We start from the raw sequence: 22,031 nt of genomic DNA, 5'->3' as shown, positions 1-22,031 counted from the left end.
GATCATGAAATTAAAGAAGAAAAGAAAGCAGTCTGAACGGGATGAGTCGAAGGATGTGGAAAAACCAGGTGATGTACCAGAGCCGCCCCAACCAGACAAGACCACACAAGGAGACGGAACTACGGGCTCGGAAGGGGGTGGCCCCAGGATTGGATTCGGAACATAACCAAATGCTAAACGATTTCAAGTAATTCGCTTTATACAGGATGAGCATTCCGTGCAAGAAAACGATTCATCAATCTGATTGTTCATTGCTGCCTAAAGTTAAGCAAGCTGCCTTCATGCCTCCCAAAGTAAGAGTAAGAGCCTATCAAAGCCCCGTGCTTATCTGTCTTGATCCTGCAGATTAGCATATCTAAAAGTAACTTAACCCTATCTTAAGTCTCATTTGACAAATGAAGTTGATCACAGATTTGTGTAAGTTGATACAACCTTCAATAATTCACTGGCATCAATGGGCTTGCTCAGGTAGTCATCGCAGCCCAGTTCCAGGCAGCGTTTCATATCCCCCTGCATCGCATCAGCAGTCAGTGCAATAATCGGTTTGCGATAGCCGATTTCACGCAGGCGGGCCACTGTCTGATATCCATCCATCCTGGGCATCTGCATATCCAGTAAGATCAAGTCTGCGGTGGATTCTGTGTGTAACTGCTGCTCGATTAATTCCACAGCCTGCAGACCATCTTCCGCGAATTCGGTCTCAGCCTCCACCCGTTGCAAGAGCAGCTTCGCCAGCTGTCGTACATCGCGTTGATCATCGACAATCAGGATCCGACAGTTCAATTTGCAGGCATCGAGGATGCTGACCGGCTCTGGTGCTTGCAGATTGAGTTCTGGTTGGATCAGTTTCACATGATCGTCCGGTGGCAGCTGTATGACGCAGGTAAACGTACTCCCCTCTCCCGGCTGACTCGTCACCGAAATGGTCCCGTTCAACATATTCGCCAGCCGCTGACTGATGGCCAGCCCCAGGCCGGTCCCCCCGTAGTTGCGTGAAACGGAAACGTCTCCCTGGGAAAACATCTGAAACAGTCGGGCTTGCTGTTTTGACGTCATGCCGATGCCAGTATCGATGACGGAAATGCTGAGGTTTGCTTCCGCCTCGCCGCGCTGATAGTCAATCACAACGCGCACGCTTCCCTGCTCTGTGAATTTGATCGCATTACTGATCAGATTCAGCAGGATCTGTCGCAGCCGCTTGGGATCACTCTCCAGCTGTTCGGGAATTTCGCTGAGAAACTCAATCGAAAACTCCAGGTTCTTTTCGCTGGCTCGAACCCGCATCATCGCACGCACATCCGAGATCAGTTCCAGGAGTGAAAATGTCTCCCGACAGATTACAAGCTTGCCGGCTTCGATTTTGGAGAGATCCAGAATATCGTTGATGATGTCCAGCAGAAAATTGCCGTTGCGTTTGATATTCTGCAGGTAACTGGCTTTTTCCTGATCCTGCTCCATCCCGATCAACAGGTCCGTATACCCGAGAACCGAAGTCATCGGCGTGCGGATTTCATGACTCATATTCGCCAGGAAGGCACTCTTGGCGATGCTGGCCTGTTTGGCCTGTTGTTCGCTTTTACGCAGTGTTTCTTCGACTTCGCGTTCCTGGGTAAAGTCCCAGTTGAGACCGAAGATCTGCATCACATTACCCTGTTGATCCCGAATAATTTCCCCCACGCCGGCGACCCAGCGAATCTGACCATCGGGGCGGATAATACGAAACGTGGTATCGTAGTGCTTGTCGCCCTGAATTGCGTCTCCCCAGGCTCGTTGTAAACCGGGTAAATCATCCTCATGCACACAGGAGAAAAACGTTTCCGGGCAGGCTCTGGTGCTCCGCGGAACCCCCAGCAGGTCATAGACTTCATCGGACCAGAAACTTTCCTCTGGCCGCCATTCCCAGGCAGCCAGGCCCCCTGCCTTGAGCGCCATCAGTAGCCGCTTTTCATTGGACTCCAGTTCCTGCTGCAGTTGTTTCTGATGCGAGATGTCAAAATTCATTCCGACCCAACGAAGCACATCCCCTTCCGCATTCAGTTGGGGGACTGCCCGCACGGACGTCCAGCACCAGCCGCCGTCGCGATGGCTCAGACGGTACTCACAAGACAGAGGTTCCCGCTTTTCAAAAGCGGTCTGCCATTGATTGAGTGTCCGTTCCCGGTCATCAGGATGAATTGCGTCTACCCAGCCTTTACCTTTCCATTCCTCGTAGGTCTGGCCAGTAAATGCGCGCCAGGTGGGAGAATCTTCCTCCGTCCGCGCAGCAGGAGTCATGGCCCAGACCATGTGAGCGGACGCCTCAACCAGTGCCTGCGCGCGGCCTTCTGAGTCTCTCAGAGCGGCCTCATGCTGTCGACGCAGTGTGATATCTCTCAAACAGATCGTGAAAAAATGTTGTGATTTCTCAAGCTGTGTCATACTGATAGCCAGCTCGACCGGAAACTCAGTCCCCGATTTATGCAACACAGACAGTTCCAGGTGGCGACCGACCAGTTCTGATTTCCCCGTCTTCAGGAACTTTTGCATTTCTTCCCAAAACCGTGGCCGAACCTCCTCGGGCAAAATCAGGTCACACAGGGACTGGCCAACCACCTCTTTCTCTGCATAGCCAAATGTTTGCTCTGCTGCAGGATTGAAATCCTGAATACGCCCCTCGGCATCCATCGTCATGATACAATCGATGGCCGATGACAGCACCGCATTTTTCTGCGCGATTTCATCGTGCAGTCTATTCTGAATTCGGCAGCGGCTGATAAATGAGCCGATCTCATGACCAATCGAATTGAACATATTCAGCAGCAGTGGATCGGGTTGCAGTTGCTCTGTCGTATAAAACTCCATGACGCCCAGGCAAGTTCGATCTGAAATCACGGGAATGGCAATGCCACTGGCCAAACCACTCTTTCGGGCGATTTCATTCCGATTAAACCACACGAGGCTATGAATATCCTCACACCATTCCGGCTGCATACTCTCCCAGGTGCGTCCGGGAAACCCTTCCCCGCGGGCAAACTGAATCTCCTGGTTGCTGTGGAGAAATTTGCGGTATTTATTATTGTTGGTCACCACACTGGTTTCCAGACAGAGCTGTTCCTGCGCAGGGTTTGTCAGCCAGAGCAATCCCACACTGGCCTGCAGACACTTGCGGATGGTTTCCAGAATCGAGGTATCGATTTTCTTCAGGGAAAAGGCATCAGACAGCAGCTGCGTAATCGCATGCTCGGTTTCCAGGCGGATTTCTGCGAGCTTGAATTCCGTCACATCCATAAAGGTGACGATCATGCCATCAAAATCACCTTCACTCTCGTATGGAAGCACGCGACGCAGCAGCCATTTCCCGCTTTTCAGCTGCAGTTCATCCTCAAAAGGACGACTGTTTCGAGCTATGCTTTCAATGGAGGGCAGCTTGGGCATCCATCTGGCGAGATGGGTCAGATCTGTTAGTGGTCGACCGAGATCCGATGGATTCAAGTTATAGACTTCTTGTGCCGAGGGCGTGAAGCTTTTAATCTGCAGATCACGATTGAGAAAGATAGTCGCGATGCGGGTGCCGTTCATCAGGTTTTCCAGATCTGCCTGGGCGCGGCCCAGCGTATCCATACTGACCTGAAGTTCTTCTTTGGAAGTTTCCAGTTCCTCGTTCGCAGACTGGAGTTCTTCATTGATCGACAACAGCTCTTCATTCGATGATTTCAGTTCTTCATTCGAGCCTTCGAGGTCCTGAATACTGTTTTCCAGCTCGGTCTGTGTCCGCTCCAGTTCCGTTTCAAGCTGCTCAATTACTCCATCTCTCACAACCGCATCGGCATTCGTTCTTTCAGAAATCAAGGAGTGATACATCACCGGACCGAGATCTTCAAACGCCACCAGGAACAGGGCCGATTCCTGGTAGACTTCTGACAGGGGATGCACCACCAGCCGTGCCCGCCTCAGATCTTCCCCCATTTTAAATGTCAGCGTATCAACGAGCACCTTCTCGCGTGTTTTGTTCGCTTGCGATAAGGCAGAACGCAGCCCGCTCCGCAAACCGGAACGCGTCATTTTGATCAGGTTGTTATGAAAACTCCCCTCCGGAAATTCCAGAAACTCTTCAATCCCAGCTGATGTTGTCAGGAGATTCGCATCTTCATTCACCACCGCATACCGGGGGGAATACTCGGCCAGCAGGATCTGCTGGGCAATCCGGGGAAGTTCAGCAATATCCACTTCCCGCTTCATCCCTTTTCCGTCGGGCTGAATCCGGGATCGATTTGGTGTATATCGCAACACGGAAGTACGTCTCGGAACCGACTTTCTCTGGGAGATGCAGTGTTTCTTATCCAGCGGACGGAACATTTCCGCGTGCATCATCAGGTTCTCGGAAGGTCCGAGCAACAGATAACCATTCTTTTCCAAGGCAAAGTGAAATACGGGAACCAGCTTCTGCTGCAACTGGGTATCCAGGTAAATCAGCAGATTGCGACAGGAAATCAGATCCAGGTGTGAGAAGGGAGGGTCACTGATGAGATTATGCGTCGAGAAAACACACAAATCCCGGATTTCCTTCTTCACGCGGTAGTGTTTCCCGTCTTTAATAAAAAAACGTGCCAGCCGCTCCGGGGAGACATGTGCTTCAATTGTTGTCGAATAAACGGCCTCCCGCGCGAGCTGTAAAGCCCGTTCATCGATATCGGTCGCAAAGACATGCATCTCCACGTCCCGCGCCGTTCGTTCGTGGACTTCATACAGCAGGATTGCCAGTGAGTACGCTTCCTCTCCCGTAGCACAACCGGGAACCCAGACCCGAATCGGCGTCTCAGGGTCTCGGTTTTCAAACAGCTGGGGGAGATAGTCCCGGGCCAGCACGGCAAAGGTTTCCGGATCCCGAAAAAAGGAAGTGACGCTGATCAGCAGCTCACGAAACAGCGCCTGGACTTCTTCTCGATTCTCCTTGAGATGCGCAAGATACTGACCGACGTCACGCAGTCGCGAGATCTGAATGCGACGCTCTATCCGGCGAACCAGTGTTCCCGTTTTATAATGATGGAAATCGTGATCCGTCTCCTGCAGCAACAGGTTACAGATATCCGGCAACCGTTTTTCCACCTGCGTCTGTAAGTCAGTACTCCCGGGCTGAGGCTCCCGATTCAAACTGGAGAGATAGTTCGTCAGTTCCGCAGGCATCTGTTCCGGCTGCAGGATATAGTCCGCATTTCCCGCGGTGATCGCATGGTCTGGCATTTCCGTATGTCCGGCAGATTCCGGATCCTGCACCATCGTTATGCCGCCGGCCTCCTGTATCGCATGCAACCCCTCGGTCCCATCGTCGTCCGCTCCCGACAACATGATGCCCACGGAATTCTGCTGCAGCTGTTCCGCTAGCGACTGAAACGAAGGCGTAATCACCGGGGTCCCCTGCCCCCCCTGTTGTACCGATCGGACAGACAAGACTGTCTCACTGTTGAAAGCGGCACTGCAGTGCGGAGGGACAATATAAACATGATCCGGTTGCAGACGTGTATCCTGCTCAATCAGTGAGACAGGCAGCGGAGAGAGATTGTCCATCGTTTCCAGCAGCGAATCTGCCCCTTCCGGAAGCATATGCTGAATAAGTACAATCGCGTAACCGGGGTTTGAGTCGATCGTGGAAAAGAAGCCGCGCAGGGCTTCCTGCCCACCGGCGGAGGCGCCGATGCCCACCACGATTAAAGGAGCGTTTTCTGGCATGTGTTTTTGATCCGTAAATTCCAGCATACAGGCCCGTAACAAACAGCAGTTGTTAATACATTGCACAGGAATTCATCGATTCATGTTCGAATGATCAAAACAATTCTATTAGATGATTGCAGATACTCCGGACAGCTAAATAATTAAAATTGGCTTGTGAAGTTCGAACGGTTTGGATGACTCTTTCTACAACCACCATACACCTGTGAACACAACTAATCAATAAAATACCAGTCGGATTACAGTAGCAGTCACTTGTCTTTGCGGAGTTTCGAACACAACGTAGCGATTCTGCTTAACAAAAGTAGCCACCCCACCCCACCCCGACGCAGGAGGAGCAATCAGCTACGAAGTGATGCTGATCTTCCAGTTGGAACCTTGAATGCTTACCAAGGCAACATTGCAACATTAAGCAACGGAATCAAGTTTTCATCAGTCTTCTAATTTTTACAGCGCCCCCTTATCGGAAGGTCTGCTAAAACGAACCATTCGGGGCACGCTGAGAATCAATCTCTTCACCATTCTGAGGGCGACTGCCAGCATCTCGTGACGAGGAAACTTATGGGCGTCATGACTTTTAGTAATGGACTTGTGAAGGTCGAAATTTTACGATGAAGCAGAAACGACAATCGCGATGCAATCGATAATGCAATTCACTGTCCATAAAATATCAGGCTCTGTAGTCATTAGTAAAAAACAATTGGTTTGAAATCCAGAATCGATTAATCATGCTGAGATATCTTCCTTTACTACTATCTGTAATACTGGCCTTGATTGGTTGCGTCCTTGTTGCAACAGCTTCTCTTCACTGGTTGTGGCTGGCGATTCCGTTTCTGCTGCTCACCGGAGTAGGATTCTACGATCTATTTTTCGCATCAAATAATGTTTTACGTAATTATCCGCTATTGGGATATCTCCGTTTTGCATCGGAAGAACTACGCCCGGAACTGCATCAGTATTTCGTCGAAAGTGATACTGATGGTGCTCCCTTCAACCGAAACAGCCGACAGATTGTTTATGAGCGTGCGGAAGATGAACACGAAGAAAGATCGTTCGGTACCGAACTGGATGTTTACGAGGCGGGTTATGAATGGCTCACGCATTCAATTAATCCCAGACAGGCCAGTCAAACACAGTTTCGTGTCCTGATTGGGGGTGATGCTTGCCGGCATCCATATGAAATGGCATTACTGAATGTCTCTTCCATGAGCTTCGGATCATTGAGCGCTAATGCCATTTTGGCTTTGAATGGTGGTGCCAGACTGGGTGGTTTCGCACATGCGACGGGAGAAGGTGGGTTAAGCCCCTACCATTTAAGACCGGGAGGAGATCTGGTTTGGGAAATTGGGACGGCCTACTTTGGGTGCCGTGACAAAAACGGACATTTTGATCCGGAACAGTTTCAGGAGAAGGCTGCAGAACCAGCAGTGAAATGTATCACCATCAAATTGTCCCAAGGCGCCAAGCCTGGCTTAGGTGGAGTAATGCCAGCCACCAAAATGACAGAAGAAATAGCTAAGACACGTGGAGTACCAGCACACGAAAAATGCGTCTCGCCTCCGGGACACAGCGAGTTTGACTCCCCCCTCACTCTATTGGATTTTATTCGACGCTTGCGCGATTTATCTGATGCCAAACCCGTGGGCTTCAAGCTGTGCGTCGGGCGTCGCAGTGAGTTTCTGGGAATCTGTAAAGCAATGCTGCAAACAGAGATTCTACCCGACTATATTATTGTCGATGGAGGGGAAGGAGGCACTGGAGCAGCACCGCTGGAATATGAAGATCATATCGGTGCCCCCCTTACAGAAGGCTTACATTTCGTTCATCAGTCTCTCGTTGCCTGCGGTTTGAGAAGACAGATCAAACTGGGCTGCAGTGGTAAAGTAGATTCTGCCTTCGAAATGATTCGACGCCTCAGCCAGGGAGCCGATTACTGCAATGCTGCCCGCCCCATGATGTTCGCACTGGGGTGCATCCAGGCCCGGATCTGTGAGACGAATTGCTGTCCAACCGGCATCACGACCCAGGATCCAACACGCACCCGGGGGCTTCTTCCGGAAGTCAAACAATATCGAGTTCGCAACTATCAGCATTCTACCGTGATGGAATTCAATCAGATGATCGCTTCCCTTGGATTGAGCTCACCTGATCAACTCTCCCCGGAGTTGCTCTTGCGCAGAGTTAACTCCACTACTGTGAAAAGTTACGCAGAAATCTTTTATCAGGCCGAAGAGAATGAACTGCTGACCGCCCCTCCTGCTGAATTCTGGCAACGGGACTGGGAACAAGCCAGCTCCGAACACTTTTAGTGTCGCCCCCCGCACAGCAGTCAATCAATCATCCAGAACCGCATTCTCAAAAGATATCTGATTCTCAGATTTCAGTACATCCCTCTTGAACATGGTACTTTTCAATCTGGGATTCGCGACGGCTGCAATCACGAAAGTTGCTGATGTTTTTTCTACCTGTGCGACAGGTCCCCGCAGATATCCGCAAACCAGGATTGCGAGCAACAGCAGTATTAGCAACAGGAGAAAAAAACGGCGAAAGATCCAATAACTGGCAGTATTCTGGGGCATGCTCATTCTCCTTATCAATCATTGCTGCCTGAGATACTCGACGATGTACGACAGTTTGACATCTGATGACGACAGTACCTGTCAGTAGAATTTATGCACTCACTCTTCCAGACTTGTGCAGGAAGAAATACCAGGAATTGGTAATCTCACCATCAGGGCTTCGAGTCACCACGGATGCCTTGTGGTAGTTGTAAAAAAAGCCCTCACCCGGAATGTTTGAAACGACGAGCATTTCATGTGCCATACATGTTTCCCTGAGAGCCTGGATCGTTGTGCCTGAGTCACTCTCTTAAAAAAACTGTGCTCAGACTGCCCTGTGAAAATTTCTCTTATTCAGTCGCCCCCTGTTTCCTGTCAGTGAGGATGGCACGTAATTTGCCGTTCATCTGCAGATCCTGTAGATCACCGCGTACGCGACTGTTTCTAGCCGGGAAATTTTCTAACGGACGATGTAATGAAGCCAACCTCAAAGAAAGCTGGTCCTGCAGCATACGAAACAATCTATCAGCGGCTTTCAGAAAGAATCGATTTTCAAAAGGAGAAAGGAAATGAATGTGTTAGCTCCCACCGCTGAAAGAGTTCCTCTGCATACTGCCCAGGATATCAATCAGCGAATCCGTCGTCAGACTGAGCAGAATATCGCCCATTATAGTTCTGCCGATGCACAGACGATTGATCGGCGTCTGAAAGAACTGGATCAAGAATGGGATATCGAACGGACCCTCGAAGCCAATGCTGCCACGGCCGCATTGGTTGGGTTGGGGCTCGGCGCTATGGTAGATCGTCGTTTCTTTGCCCTGCCTGCAGCGGTAGCAGGCTTCCTGCTGCAACATGCAATTCAGGGCTGGTGTCCTCCTTTACCTGTATTTCGCAGGCTTGGATTTCGTACTCAAACCGAAATTGAAATGGAGCGTTATGCCCTGAAAGCAATACGGGGTGACTTCGAACAGATATCAAAAACTGCCGTCCAGAAAAACGACGGTTCCTCACACGACATTCTGGAATCCATGCGAAAATGAGACAGAGTGTCTGAACAGGAAAGGATCTATCCGTGTTAAAAATCTCTGTCTCCCTGCTGTCATTTCTGTTGATGTCATCGTTTGTCTCAGCCTGCCCCTACTGTGATTCTGAGATCGGAAAAGAAGTGGCTGCAGGCATTTTCAATGATAATTTTGCATACAACACCCTGTTGACATTATTGCCGATACCACTATTGCTTCTGATCGTAGCTGGTATCCACTTCGGCATCCCCCTACCCGGGCGTCGATCTAAGCAGTCCGAAACCAGCACGGTCGAAAGCTCTTCAACCTGAGAACAAGGCTCATACTGATGACACAACCGATCAACCAACGCCCGCTGATTTCGGCTGGTACATTGCTGGGTATCGGCATTGGCGGATTTGTCGACGGGATTCTGTTTCACCAGCTTCTGCAACTCCATAATATGCTCTCAGCCCGCTTTCCCGTCAGAAATGTCGACGCGAGAACGCTCGCCGTCCATCTAGAGATTAATATGTTCTGGGATGGCCTCTTTCATGTCTTCACATGGATCATGACCGTGATCGGAATCGCCATGTTGTGGTACGCGGTTCGCCAGCGGAATGTCTTGCTCTCTACAAAAACATTTGTAGGCGCTCTGGCGATCGGCTGGGGGCTCTTCAATCTTGTAGAGGGAATCATCGATCACCACATTCTGCACGTTCACCACGTTACGGAGACTGAAAACCACTTGATCTGGGATCTCACATTTCTTGCTGCGGGTATTCTGCTCATGGTTGTTGGCAGCATGCTGATCCAGACAGGTCAGCGAGACACTGCAGCCGTGCTGAGAAATACCTGAGCAATTCATGTGGATCAGGATTTTGTTTCTTCAATTGAAGAGAATCAGCGCCAGTGAGTTGTTTTTCAGTCGCTCCTCCTTTCGGACTAAGAAGTATCATTATTCATTTCGGTAGTTTCTAATTTTATGCCTGATGTCCGATTGAAGAGACAGAATAGAAATCAATCTGATCGACGAACCACCAATGCGGATTGTCAGCGGTCGTTTCTCATCTCCTGATTCGAACGGGGCTCCACGGAATCAGATTATCTCACATTAATTTCTATCAACTGTGGAAAACAGAATCAGCGGAAATGAGGGCAGTCACTGCAAAAATGATGCACTGCAAAACCGCAGAGTTTCACTGATACAGGAAGCGGTCAGATTGTCACAGTTACTATCTGCTATTTCGCTTGGCCAGGCACATGAATTGCTGCACCGCGTAGCTGGTTTGTACTACTGAGAACACGGAATCAGGTTCTCAGCATGATAGTCGTTTATTCAAAAAGGAAATTTCACATGGGATTGTTCACCAGTAAAGAATTTACCAGTTTAGAGGATTTATTTGTTGATCAGATTCAGGATCTGTACGATGCTGAAAACCGGCTTGTGGAAGCGATTCCGCAAATGGCGGAAGCAGCCACTACACAGGAATTAAAGACCGCTTTTCAGTCGCATTTGGGAGAAACCAAAGAACATGTAAAACGCCTGGAAGCGGTCTTTAAAGGACTTGACCGTGAGCCAAAACGAGTATCGTGTGAAGCCATGAAAGGATTAATCAAGGAAGGCGAAGAAATCGTTCAAGCCAAAGGCGATCCCCATGTAATCGATGCCGCCCTGATTGCTGCTGCTCAGCGGGTCGAACACTATGAAATCGCCGGTTACGGCTCTGCCCGTAATTTTGCCCAACGTCTGGGCAAGGCACGCCTGGCTGAGATTCTTCAGGAAACCCTGGATGAAGAGGGTAATGCTGATAAAATTCTCACACAGGTTGCAGAAGAGTCAACTAATCAGGCTGCGGCACGCTGAGAATCGATGCTTTCCCTGCTATCTGGTATGGGATTGCCCCGGTATTCAGATCAGGCGCTCCTGTCCTGGTCTGAATACCATTCATACTTCGAAGGATATCATTTACACCGGATTGAATTCTGAAGTTAGTATGGTCCACTTGAGAAGTCTATTTATAACCTCATTTGATTATTGGTATCTGACACATCCGATCCACATGTTGAGAGTGAGAGACTGCAAGTCTATTCAACTCTGTACCATTAACACATTACCCCGCTGTACTTCCTGAGTCTGGAGATAATATCATTTGTGTTTGATCGAGCTGTAATTGAGGCCGTCTACTGCAGGCCCCTGCAGCAACTTTCCGGTATAATCAAATCGTGAGCCGTGACAGGGACAGTCCCAGGATAATTCTGCAGTATTCCATTGCACATAACATCCCATATGGGGGCAGATGGCGGAACAGACGTGGACTTCTCCACTCTCATCGCGATACGCTGCTACACGTTCACCATTATTCTTCACAAGCGCGGCCTCTCCCGAAGCAAGCTGCTCAATCTCAGGTGAATTCAAGGCCTGAAGGCGATCTCCCACATAATGCTTGAGAACGTTCGTATTTTCTGTGACCAGTTTCTTGACTGAAGGCAGAATGTCGATACGTGAGGGAGAAAACAGTTCCGACCAGGGATGAGTATTCCCTTTGAGCATATCCGTGAGCATGATTGCAGCGGCGGCCCCTGTCGTAAGCCCCCATTTATTAAAACCTGTGGCCGTCCACATACGGTCATTTCCCTGAGGAATTTTACCAATATACGGCAGTGAATCGACTGAAAGATAATCCTGCGCAGACCAGCGATAATCAATCGAACGGACAGAAAACCATTGTTTCGTCCACGATTCGAGTGCCTGGTAGCAGGCATGGGTGTCAGTCACCTGACCTGTTTTATGCTGTTCCCCGACCACGATCAAGCCGCGTCCGTTTGAAATTGATCGTATCGAACGCCGGGGAGTATCAATGTTTATGAACATTCCGTCCGGAGCTGTTTCATTTAGGGTGACAGCGATCCCATAGGAGCGACTGGGGGAAGTCCTGGCGAAAAAACCTCCTCTATCCAGAAATGGTATGAGCGTGCCCAGCACGACGTGTTCCACCTCAAGCTTCTGACCTTTTGTCTGAACTTGACAGTTCGAATGCGGGTTTGCGCAAGTCACATCCTGCACGCGGGTTTCTTCATAAATTTCTCCACCGGCCTTCCAGAAAAGTCGTGCCAAAGCATGACACAGTTGGTAGGGATCAATCTGTGATTGATTCTCTACCCGAACCGCACCATCGATGTCAAATGGTAAGCCAGCTTCAGTTAAAAAACTGGCAGCTAAACCGGCGTTTTTTGCAGCTTTTGCTTCTTGTCGAACCTCATTGACACGTCCTTTGTCCTGAGTGAAAGTAATTGCCGGTTTCCGCTCATATTGACAATCAATACCCAATGCCTTCGCTTCGCTGGCAAAGGAAGCAATTAGTTTCAGGCCAGCTTGATTCGCTTCTGCATAATTTCTGGCAGCTTCAGAACCAAATTGATTTGCGATATGATTATAGATCATACCATGTAGAGCAGTAACTTTAGCAGTTGAAGCTCCTGTCACCCCACAACCGATATGATTAGCTTCCAGTACAACCACTTTCACACCGGACCGTTGCAGCAGGAGTGCAGTGGCCAGGCCGGTAATCCCGCCACCAATGACTGCAACATCTGCTGAAATGTCCTTTTTGAGCTCAGGATAAATAGTAAGTGGAGCGGAAGTTAACCAGAGCGGAACATGTTGTGGTGGATCCATGACAAACTACTTTCTTTACAAGAATCGTTGAGGATAACTTCAGATCATTTTTCGATCCTGATCTCATGGTGAATCATTTACCGAATACGTTGCCTGATACTGAATCGAAAACAGAACTTTCCGAGGCTGACACATCATGAATATCAGGACCTGGCTGCTGCCTGATTCGTTGTCTTTTCTGCAATCTCCGTCAGGATATTATCTGCTGCGTTCTCATCTTCAAGATTGGCTTCAAGAACCGCTGCCAGGTGTTTTTTTCCCAGTCGTCGAGCAAAGCTGCGGGCAGTCCCATAGCCCGCAATTTTATAATGGTCAAACCGCTGGGCAGTCGCGATCAAAGCCGCATCTCTGACCATGGGGTCGCCCTTGGCCTTAACCATTTCATCCCCCATTCGAATCATTCTTTTCATGGCTTCGCAGGCTTGCCTTCTGGGTTCCAGTCTCATTTCCAGAAAGACGACCTCCAGTCGCTTTAGATGTTCATCGACATCTCTCACATGAGTACGAAATGTCGATTTGAGTTCCACAGACAGTGCGGCATCCGCCATTTGGGGAAGCATATTTGTCAGTCGGTTTTCTGCGTCGTACAGATCCTGGATCTGATCAAGAAAAAGATCCTCTAAACTGGTAAACTCTTTTCTGGAGATAAGTCCCATGATTATTGCTCCTGATTCTGGAGTTGTAAAAAAATTAATTAAGCTGTACAGGCTCCTCCCAGAAAAGCACCATACAATAAACTGGAAATGATCAGATGCCTTGCACCAGTTCACCACACATCAGGGCGGTGAATCTCTTCAGGATTTCAGAGCATGGATCAACTTTTTATTTACAAACTCCAGAATACCGAGATGTGATAGCTCACGGCCATAACCGGAATGTTTCGTTCCGCCAAAGGGAAGTTCTGCCTGGGAATTAGTCGGTTGATTGATGAATACCATCCCCGTATTGATCTGCTCCGCCACCCGCCGGGCGCGATCGATATCTCGAGAGTAGACTGAGCCCCCCAAACCATACGAGGAATCATTCGCTACCAGAATGGCTTCCACTTCGTCTTTGACCACATACACGCTGGCAACTGGTCCGAATAATTCGTAGTCGTAGGTCGGCATATCCGGAGTGATATCAGTTAGTATGGTCGGATTATAAAATGCCCCTTCACGCTCAGGACGCCCACCGCCAAGAATGACCGTTGCACCAGCATCGATCGTTTTTTGCACCATATTATCCAGGTTGACTGCCGCCGATTCCGTCGACAACGGTGCGACATCTGTTTCCGGATCCAGCGGATCTCCGAGTTTCAGTTTTGACATTTCTTCTCTATAGGCAGCCAGAAATTTCTCCGCCACGTCTTCGACAATTATAAAACGCTTAGACGCAGCGCAGGACTGACCGGTATTAGTCATTCTTCCCAGAACTGCCATTTGTATCACGTGCTCCAAGTCTGCATCTTCGAGCACCACGAACGGATCATTCCCTCCCAGCTCCAGAACGGAACGTTTTATTTCCTTTCCTGCTTCACCAGCGACGATTGCGCCTGCACGATCGCTACCAGTCAATGACACCCCCTGAATGCGATTGTCCTCTATGACAGAATTTATAAACTCTTTTGGAATAAATAGATTGGTAAAAACCCCTTCCGGGGCGCCACACTCTGCAAATAATTCGTGAATCGCCTCTGCACACTGAGGAACATTACTGGCGTGTTTTACCAGAACGGTGTTCCCCGCCATAATATTGGGAGCTGCAAAACGCGTGACCTGATAAAAGGGAAAGTTCCAGGGCATGATGCCCAGCAGAACTCCAAGAGGGGCGTACTGAATGTAAGCATCAGCATCTTCCACATCCATCGGCTGGTCTGCCAGAAAATCCTCGGCTCCATTCGCGTAAAACTCGGCAATCTCTGCACAGAAATTAATTTCTTCGCGACTCTCTGAGATACGCTTCCCCATTTCCAGCGTGATCAGCTCTGCGAACTCTTCGATTCTCTCCCTCAATTGCTGTGCATATTTCAGCATGACTGCTTTACGTTTCTCAAATGAAGTATACCGCCAGGATTGAAAAGCATCCTCAGCCTGTTTAATGGCCTGGACGACTTGTTCCTTTGTCAGTGGCTCATACTCTTTGAGTTGCTCATTATTGAAGGGATTGATACTGATATAGCTCATAACTTTCTCCTGATGTTAAATTGATTGAAGAAACCGCATTTCATATACCAATCCTGTTCAGAATTGACAGAGCCCGGGGAACAGTTATCCAATCAAGAAGCGAAACAACCACCGCAGAAAGCCCCGCAGATCATCATCAATCGCATCTTTGTCGGAGTTCCCTAATCCCTCAGCAAGCTAAACTTACTGCCAGCATTGATTGAACGAAGCTGAATACATTCTGGCTTAGAACTAGTCCAGGAAATGTCTTTGACAATCCTGCAGAAAATATCTGAACTTGAGAGCGAGCAGGTTCATTGAGTCAATAAACTGACTTCCCGGAAGCCGGTATGATCGGACCGCGGCCTCCCCGCTGGTCTCTCACCGTACAATCCACCGGAATAAATCGTATGGAAATGACATTTCTGTAAATCGGGAAAGCATTTAACAGACAGCAAGTTCTCGTATCGCGACAGGCTCATAAACGCTTCAGAAACATATCGCCGTGTAGTTTGGTGCCGGTATATGGCTGGAGTTGCTCTGATAATATTTTTGTGCAAGATCAATACCAGGGAAATCACGGGTGATCTGCCGGATGATCGATGACCACGCTTTAAAGTGCTCCCAGAAAGAATCGTTATCACTCGTGCCAGCCAGACGTCAGTCTCACAGTTGCATGGTGGGCGTTTCGGATCAGTGGCATTTAGCGGTAGTGACAGCTTCTTCTTCCCCACTGGTTTAGAATCCCGCTTTGAATCTCAAATCTTTATGCGGTTACCCCAAAAAAGACACGACGCCTTCAGCCATAGCTGGACTTTTTGTCGCATTGCCTGCGAATTCTTTACATGCTTCAGTGAGAAAGAAGAGGTTGCTTCAGGTCGCGGGAATCTGATCAGATCAGAATGAATCATTGCCACTCATTCCTGCTCGACCGACGCACACATTGAAACATTTTCGACCAGGGCTATAGACCATCTCTGAATGCGTGCTCTTGTCTCCAGAGTGAATTGAAGCCTTTTACAGGAATTTCCTGATTCCAGCCAGGCATGGCTCATGATTTGCACTGTTAATCGCAGGTTATGACTGTTTTCAAAACATCATCTTAAAAATGTACGGTGCGGTGGTAGGAATCTACTCTGTCACGACAGCCAAGTAATCACTGCTGTTACATCCGATTGAATATCTCCACAAACAATGATTCGAAAACACATCACTCGGACGATGTTACAAATTATCTTAGATGATCTGAATCGAGGAATGGTCACTGTGTAATGTTTCTGAGGTGGAAAGATGCGAATCGCCCGGTCGCTCCTTAAATAAGAGTACCCTTCCGAAAACCTGATTGTCTAAGGACACTATCTAGCTCTAGTTGTATCTGGTGATTCAAAAACTGTATCCGACGTGGTGAGCGAGATTGTTCAGTCGACTCGTTTGCCAGATCTCTCATGAGATGAGTCAGATCATAAACACTTAAAACAAAAACTCCCATATCGAATTTCTGGGAGACTTTGATGATTTTCAAAAAGCTGATTTTCGAGAGATCTTTGATGCCCGCGGAAATCAGCACCGTCTACGGGGAAAGACACTCCCCGCTGAAGTATAATGGACTTGATCAGATGGATCGCTACACGGGAATCAGACAGACAGCTTCCGAAAATTGAACCGGTGCCCGTATTCGTCTTAATCCAGTTGAATCTGAAACTCTGTAAACTATTCTTGCATGTCATAACAGACAAATACCTGTAACGAATCGTAGTCATCAACAAGTCATCCAGCAGTTCTCTGATTTCAGAGATCACTTCAATCAGAGCCCCCCACATTGAGACAACGAATGAACTGTTCAATGACTGGATCAACTGTTCGACTTCCGATTTGATCATGCTGACAGGTGCATGGAAATCTTCGCCTCAGAAAGTGGCTACACTGCCACGGGGCTCTGCCGCTAAACATACAACGGGGTTTCGAATCTGACGAACAAAGGACTGATGGAAATGTCGAACGAAATCAAACACGAAGAATTGAATCAACTTGACGCGTATTGGCGAGCTGCCAATTACCTGTCGGTGGGGCAGATCTATTTATTCGACAATCCACTGCTCAAAGTCCCCTTACGGAAGGAACATATCAAACCGAGACTGCTGGGACACTGGGGAACAACACCTGGCTTGAACTTCGTGTACGCTCATCTGAATCGCATCATCAAAAAATTCGACTTGAGTATGATGTATATCACGGGACCAGGCCACGGAGGACCGGGACTAGTGGCCAACACATACCTCGAAGGGACTTATACCGAACATTATCCTAACATCACGCAGGATGAAGCCGGTATGCAGTGGTTATTCAAGCAGTTCAGTTTCCCTGGTGGAATTCCCAGCCATGTCGCTCCGGAAACTCCAGGCAGCATTCACGAAGGAGGAGAATTAGGCTACGCATTATCACACGCGTTCGGCGCCGCTTTCGACAATCCCGATCTGATTGTTGCCTGTATCGTAGGCGATGGCGAAGCGGAAACGGGAGCACTGGCCACAAGTTGGCATTCCAACAAGTTTCTCAACCCAATACACGACGGCGTCGTACTGCCGATTCTACACCTGAACGGTTATAAAATCGCCAACCCCACGGTATTGGCTCGCATCAGCCACGAAGAGCTTGACCAGTTACTGCGTGGATACGGTTACACACCGTTTTATGTTGAGGGCGACGCTCCAGGTGAGATGCATCAGCGGATGGCCGGAATCCTTGAACAGGTGACCCATGAGATCCACCAGATCAAGCGACATGCCCGGCAGAACAATAATCCTACTCGCCCACGCTGGCCTATGATCGTACTGCGAACTCCCAAAGGCTGGACGTGTCCGCGCGAAGTCGATGGAAAGCAAATCGAGGGTAACTGGCGGAGTCACCAGGTACCGATCGGAGAAATGCATGAGAATCCGGACCACGTAAGATTGCTCGAGCAATGGATGAAAAGCTATCGGCCTGCAGAGCTGTTTGATGAACAAGGAGCCCCGCGACAGGAACTCACGGCACTTGTACCCCACGGTGAACGACGGATGGGAGCCAACCCGCACGCTAATGGCGGCCAGTTACTGAAAAGCCTGTGCCTCCCTGACTTTCGAGACTATGCCGTCAAATTTTCCGGTCCCGGCAGCGTCAAGGCAGAAGCCACGCGTGTCCAAGGCAAGTTCATACGCGACGTGATGAAAGAGAATTTAGCAACCAGTAACTTTCGCATCTTCAGCCCTGATGAGAACACCTCAAATCGCTGGGGAGATGTGTTTGAAGTTACGGAACGCGGTTTTGTCGGAGAGACGTTACCGAGTGATGATCACATTTCTGCAGCGGGTCGGGTATTGGAGATGCTCTCGGAGCACCAGTGCCAGGGTTGGCTCGAAGGCTACCTGCTCACTGGTCGGCACGGATTTTTTAACTGCTATGAAGCGTTTATCCACATTATAGATTCGATGTTCAATCAGCATGCTAAATGGCTCAAAGTTTGCAATCATATTCCCTGGCGACAACCGATTGCATCGTTGAATTATTTGTTATCTTCACATGTCTGGCGGCAGGATCACAATGGTTTCAGCCATCAGGATCCGGGATTTATCGATCATGTGGTAAATAAAAAGGCCAATATCATTCGCGTCTATTTTCCACCTGATGCCAACTGCCTGCTCTCGGTCACCGACCATTGCTTACGAAGCCGGAATTATGTCAATGTAATTGTGGCAGGCAAACAACCAGAACCGCAATGGCTCAATATCGAGGAGGCGATCGAACATTGCAGTGCCGGCGTCAGTATCTGGGACTGGGCCAGCAACGACCACGGAGAGGATCCGGATGTGGTACTCGCTTGTTGCGGAGATGTACCGACACTCGAAACACTGGCTGCAGTGGATATCCTGCGACGTATGCTCCCGGAGTTAAAGGTTCGCGTCATCAATGTCGTCAATCTGATGAAGCTGCAAGATCCGAGAGAGCATCCCCACGGGCTTTCTGCCAGAGAATTTGACATCATGTTCACAACGGACAAACCGATTATCTTTGCCTTTCATGGATATCCCTGGCTGATTCATCGACTGACGTATCGCCGCACTAATCATAAGAATCTCCATGTGCGCGGTTATAAAGAAGAAGGCACGACCACGACGCCGTTTGATATGGTTGTCCTGAATGACCTGGATCGTTTTCACCTTGTCGAAGATATCATCGAACGGGTCCCCAGGCTCGGAGCTCAAGCCGCTCACCTCAAGCAGCAATTACGAAATAAGCTGATTGAACACAAACAGTACATCACGGAGCATGGACAGGACATGCCAGAAATACGGGAATGGAACTGGCCACAGGCGGAGCAGTAAATCAGATGAGCATTCTTGTCCTCAACGCGGGATCAAGCACATTGAAATACGCCCTGTTTGATGATGCCGCAAATACAGAACTTGCTGGAGGCGTCATCGACTGGCATGACAGCGACTCTAGCGCCACGTTTCACTTTCGTACATCGGGAAATGAAGACAGTCATACCACTGTGGGAAGCTCTGATTACAGAGGGGCAGTCAATGAAATACTGGATCGCTTGACTGCTAATGGTATTAATAAACCAGTCAAAGCTGTCGGTCATCGCATCGTCCATGGCGGGCCGGCGCTCAACCAACCTGTTTTGATTGACGACCGTGTATGTGAAGAGCTGAAGCAGATCAGTACTCTTGCTCCACTTCACAATCCACCGGCTTTAGCCGCAGTGAAAGCTGCCCGCAAAGTCTTCCCAGGGGCAGTTCACATCGCGGTATTCGACACGTCCTTCTATTCCACCTTGCCTAGGCATGAGGTGGTGTATCCGCTGCCCTATCAGTGGTTTGAAGAATACGGTATTCGCCGTTATGGGTTTCATGGCATCAGTCATGCGTACTGTGCGAAGCGTGCTGCTGAGATACTCAAACGTCAGGATGATCCGAATCTTCGCTTGATCATTTGCCATCTGGGCAACGGTTGCTCGGCGACTGCTGTGCGTGGAGAACAACCTGTGGCAACGACAATGGGATTTACTCCCCTGGAAGGTTTAATGATGGGAACGCGCAGCGGCTCCATTGATCCAGGTATTTTGTTACACCTGATGGAGCAGCACGATATGAAGGGAGATCACCTTGACGAAATCCTGAACCGACAAAGCGGCCTGCTGGGAATTTCCGGCGTATCATCTGATTTTCGGGAAGTAGAACAATCAGCAATCGCTGGCCACAAGCGGGCGAGTCTGGCCATCGAAATGTTTGCCACTCGCATTCGCTCAGCGATTGGCGCTTTCGCAGTGACGCTTGGAGGCATCGATGCATTGATATTCACGGCCGGTATTGGAGAACACTCCCAGACTCTTCGCAGCCGTGTGTGTGCAGGATTGCAGGCCCTGAACGTTCTGCTGGACGAAAATAAAAATCGGGAAAGCTCTGCCGATTCAGATATCGCGCATGCGGATTCAACTTCGCGCATTTTAGTCATTCGCACTCAAGAGGAACATTCCATCGCCTGCGCTTCGCAACGCTTTCTAACAGACCTGTGCTGATTACAGAGATTCTAATTTTAAGCTGAGCACATTGATTCCCACATATCCGCCCTCATCGTTAATAACGATACTGCCTGCCTGTCACTTGTCAAGTTGTGATTGGCGTTTCGCCAATCAACGCGTGCCATTCCGAAATACTGTCCGATTGTGTCTGTTGGAGCTGATAGGAACAATTAAAATCTCCCCCCCACCGACTTAACCCCGAGTGTCTTATTCAATCGGGCTTATTTATTTTTTCTCTGATCCAATATCCCTCAGGAACCACGTCCGCCGCCTCTCTATTTCGTAGCAGCTTCCCCCTCCTCTCTGTCGTTGTATATTTGCGTTAGAGAAAACCACTTCCTGATATTCAGGACACTTCTGTCTCAAAAACTGAATAAATTGAACTTGAACCGTTCTTCGTCATCCCGGACAGCAGCTTCGATGCGGCATTGCAGCATTTGATACAGGATCCGCGTCACATCGGCTTCACAACTGCGGTAGCGACCTGTAATCACCGCCTGCCCATAGAGTGCCGGATCCCTTTCCCAAGGAGACAGGCACCCGTAGCGGTTTCTGGCAACCGTCACGGTCTGCGGGTTGTGGATATTGAGGTAGTTTAACACGCGTTTGGTTGAGATAAACAGTCTGTCAAGATCCAATCCGAAAGCCCCACTGGATTACCGGCTGACCTGTGCTCCAGATTGTTTTCCGGTCCAATTGGTAATCGAGCGTTTCTGTACGAAAACTCCAGCGCCTCAACCGGGATGAATTCTCACCGCGGGACAGTCAGCATCGCATACGGGACCGTACCGTCACGAATCCCCAGCATGCGCAATTCACCTTCAACCAGCATTTCCCTCTGATGTTCGAAATGTAACTCCTCCATTGAAGCACTCCTTTCCGGCATTGAAGGAATACGTTTTAATCTCGAAATGGAATATGGTTCATACCCTCAACGATGGTGTTGTTCTCGCGAGTCGGACTCACTGGTTGCAGTAAATGCATCTTTTTCTGGCTGCATTATATTCAATTGAGACTTTTAGCAATAATAGCGTTTCTCACTTTCTGTTCCTGAGGCATGGGAACCAGCAATGTGGTTTATCCCTTAAGTAAAATTCCGATCAGATAAAACATTCCATACAAAAACAAACTACAGAACTCGCTCGTTTTCCTGAAACAGACAGTAAGCTTGATAACGGGGAATCCCAATTCCCATATCAGATCTTCTTTGAGCCTTCCGAAGCATCACGATATTCTCACGAGAGATCCTGTCCTCCAGAGCGCTCAGGCACTCATCTGTTTTAAATTGATTTAAGGTAACTTACGGGCGAGCGACTTGAACCCATCGGTTTGCAGTCCGCCACTCATGATCTGTATGAGCAATGCGGCTCTCGTTTCCTG

General features: G+C 49.1%; 12 protein-coding genes. 7 read left to right on the top strand and 5 right to left on the bottom strand.

What is annotated here, in order from left to right; all coding sequences use genetic code 11:
* Positions 1-4 precede the first annotated feature (4 nt).
* Complete coding sequence (locus tag FYZ48_RS29375) at positions 5-166, top strand: hypothetical protein (protein WP_187782226.1); 162 nt, start codon at positions 5-7, stop codon at positions 164-166.
* Positions 167-405: 239 nt separating this feature from the next.
* On the opposite strand, the gene FYZ48_RS25860 is transcribed toward FYZ48_RS29375, so the two are convergent.
* Positions 406-5,706, bottom strand: coding sequence for a CheR family methyltransferase (locus tag FYZ48_RS25860; protein ID WP_187782225.1), 5,301 nt, complete (start codon positions 5,704-5,706; stop codon positions 406-408).
* Positions 5,707-6,434: 728 nt separating this feature from the next.
* Between FYZ48_RS25860 and FYZ48_RS25855 the strand changes: the two genes are divergently transcribed.
* The 4 genes from FYZ48_RS25855 to FYZ48_RS25840 all read left to right on the top strand — a co-directional run bounded on the left by FYZ48_RS25855 (position 6,435) and on the right by FYZ48_RS25840 (position 11,132).
* Complete coding sequence (locus FYZ48_RS25855; protein WP_149345416.1) at positions 6,435-8,015, top strand: FMN-binding glutamate synthase family protein; 1,581 nt, start codon at positions 6,435-6,437, stop codon at positions 8,013-8,015.
* Between the two features lie 818 nt (positions 8,016-8,833).
* Positions 8,834-9,304, top strand: a complete 471-nt coding sequence (locus tag FYZ48_RS25850; RefSeq protein WP_242022775.1) for a DUF2892 domain-containing protein — start codon at positions 8,834-8,836, stop codon at positions 9,302-9,304.
* A 310-nt stretch (positions 9,305-9,614) separates the two neighbouring features.
* Positions 9,615-10,124: a DUF2243 domain-containing protein gene (locus FYZ48_RS25845; RefSeq protein ID WP_149345415.1), complete on the top strand. Its 510-nt coding sequence runs from the start codon at positions 9,615-9,617 to the stop codon at positions 10,122-10,124.
* A 498-nt stretch (positions 10,125-10,622) separates the two neighbouring features.
* Entirely contained in the window at positions 10,623-11,132 is a 510-nt protein-coding gene (locus FYZ48_RS25840) for a ferritin-like domain-containing protein (protein WP_149345414.1), read from the top strand.
* 282 nt (positions 11,133-11,414) lie between these two features.
* Here the strand turns inward: FYZ48_RS25840 and FYZ48_RS25835 are convergent, their stop codons facing one another.
* From FYZ48_RS25835 to FYZ48_RS25825, 3 genes are all read right to left on the bottom strand, one after another.
* Positions 11,415-12,944, bottom strand: coding sequence for an FAD-dependent oxidoreductase (locus FYZ48_RS25835; protein WP_149345413.1), 1,530 nt, complete (start codon positions 12,942-12,944; stop codon positions 11,415-11,417).
* A gap of 143 nt (positions 12,945-13,087) precedes the next feature.
* The gene (locus FYZ48_RS25830; RefSeq protein WP_242022774.1) at positions 13,088-13,714 is read right to left on the bottom strand and encodes a YciE/YciF ferroxidase family protein; all 627 of its coding nucleotides are present in this window, start codon (positions 13,712-13,714) and stop codon (positions 13,088-13,090) included.
* Between the two features lie 24 nt (positions 13,715-13,738).
* Positions 13,739-15,109, bottom strand: coding sequence for an NAD-dependent succinate-semialdehyde dehydrogenase (locus FYZ48_RS25825; RefSeq protein ID WP_149345412.1), 1,371 nt, complete (start codon positions 15,107-15,109; stop codon positions 13,739-13,741).
* 1,970 nt (positions 15,110-17,079) lie between these two features.
* On the opposite strand from FYZ48_RS25825, the gene FYZ48_RS25820 reads away from it, so the two are divergent.
* Positions 17,080-19,449 carry a phosphoketolase family protein gene (locus FYZ48_RS25820; protein ID WP_242022773.1) on the top strand — a complete coding sequence of 790 codons (2,370 nt, stop codon included), beginning with the start codon at positions 17,080-17,082 and terminating at the stop codon, positions 19,447-19,449.
* Positions 19,422-20,648: an acetate/propionate family kinase gene (locus FYZ48_RS25815; RefSeq protein WP_149345410.1), complete on the top strand. Its 1,227-nt coding sequence runs from the start codon at positions 19,422-19,424 to the stop codon at positions 20,646-20,648. The genes FYZ48_RS25820 and FYZ48_RS25815 overlap by 28 nt, the downstream gene beginning before the upstream one ends.
* A 365-nt stretch (positions 20,649-21,013) precedes the next feature.
* On the opposite strand, the gene FYZ48_RS25810 is transcribed toward FYZ48_RS25815, so the two are convergent.
* A complete protein-coding gene (locus FYZ48_RS25810) occupies positions 21,014-21,289 on the bottom strand; it encodes an erythromycin esterase family protein (protein ID WP_149345409.1) in 276 nt (91 codons plus the stop codon).
* Between the last annotated feature and the right edge of the window lie 742 nt (positions 21,290-22,031).

This window comes from Gimesia chilikensis (genome assembly GCF_008329715.1).
GTDB lineage: Bacteria > Planctomycetota > Planctomycetia > Planctomycetales > Planctomycetaceae > Gimesia > Gimesia chilikensis.
Note: the sequence above shows the minus strand (reverse complement) of the source record. Positions and strands in the feature narration are given on the sequence as shown.